Source organism: Verrucosispora sp. SN26_14.1 (assembly GCF_004307965.1).
Taxonomy (GTDB): Bacteria; Actinomycetota; Actinomycetes; order Mycobacteriales; family Micromonosporaceae; genus Micromonospora.
In genome coordinates this window covers 1-1,287 of record NZ_SISL01000788.1, presented here as the reverse complement: position 1 = coordinate 1,287, position 1,287 = coordinate 1, and the positions used below count along the sequence as shown (strand labels likewise).

Annotated in this window: 1 protein-coding gene and 1 pseudogene; both read left to right on the top strand. The window is 76.7% G+C overall.

What is annotated here, in order from left to right; all coding sequences use genetic code 11:
• Nucleotides 1-246, top strand: a pseudogene (locus EYA84_RS31935) (L-seryl-tRNA(Sec) selenium transferase); the annotation flags it as partial.
• Nucleotides 247-248: 2 nt separating this feature from the next.
• Nucleotides 249-1,287 (top strand): selenocysteine-specific translation elongation factor (gene selB, locus EYA84_RS31930; RefSeq protein WP_131057867.1); only part of this gene is annotated, 1,039 nt, incomplete at its 3' end.

Below are 1,287 nucleotides of genomic sequence, written 5' to 3'. Positions count from 1 at the left end.
AGACAGCGTAAGGCCGACGTGGTGCCGTCGGCGGCGGTGGTGGGCGGTGGCGGTGCTCCCGGCGTGGAGCTGGACTCGTGGGCGTTGAGCCTGCCGGAGCGCTACGCCGCACCGCTGCGCACCGGTGAGCCGCCGGTGCTCGGCCGGGTGGCGCGGGGCCGGCTGCTGTTGGACCTGCGGTGCGTGCCGGAGCACGCCGACCCGACCGTCCGCGCCGCCGTGCTCGCCGTCCCGGACGGCGACTGACCATGCTGGTGGTGGCCACCGCCGGGCACGTCGACCACGGCAAGTCGACGCTGGTGCGGGCGCTGACCGGGATGGAACCGGACCGGTGGGCGGAGGAACGCCGTCGGGGCATGACCATCGACCTGGGCTTCGCCTGGACCACGTTGCCGTCCGGGGCCGTCGTCGCCTTCGTGGACGTACCCGGGCACGAACGGTTCGTGCCGAACATGCTGGCCGGGGTGGGCCCGGTGCCCGCCGCCGTGATGGTCGTCGCCGCCGACGAGGGTTGGATGCCCCAGTCCGCCGAGCACCTGGCCGCCCTGGACGCGCTCGGCGTCGCGTACGGCCTGCTCGTGGTGACCCGCGCGGACCTGGCCGATCCGGGTCCGGCGCTGGCGCGCGCCCGGGCCGAGCTGGCCTCCACCACCCTGGGCGCGGTGGAGTCGGTGGTGGTCAGCGGGGTCACCGGTGTCGGCCTGCCCGAGCTGCGTGCCGCCCTGGACCGGTTGGCTGCCCGCGTGCCGTCCGCCGACCACGCGGCGCCGGTGCGGCTCTGGGTCGACCGTCATTTCACGGTGCGCGGCAGCGGCACGGTGGTCACCGGCACCCTCGGCGTGGGCCGGTTGCGGGTCGGTGACGAGCTGGAACTGGCCGGCACCGGTGACCTGGTGCGGGTACGGGGCCTGCACCGCCTGGGCGAGGCCCGCGACGCCGTCGACCCGGTGGCCCGGGTGGCGGTCAACCTGCGCGGGGTGTCCCGGGACCGGGTCGCGCGCGGCGACGCGTTGCTCACCCCGGGTCGGTTCCGGTCCACCGACCTGGTCGACGTGCGGCTGGCCGGCGACCCGGTGGCCGAGCTGCCGGCCACGCTGACCCTGCACGTGGGTGCGGCGGCCGTGCCGGTGCGGGTGCGTCCGCTGGGCGGCGACACCGTCCGGTTGCGGTTGGGGCGTCCGGTGCCGCTGCTCGTCGGCGACCGGGCGTTGCTGCGCGACCCGGGCCGCCACCACGTCGTCGGTGGGGTGACCGTCCTGGACGTGCTGCCGCCGCCGTTGCGGCGGC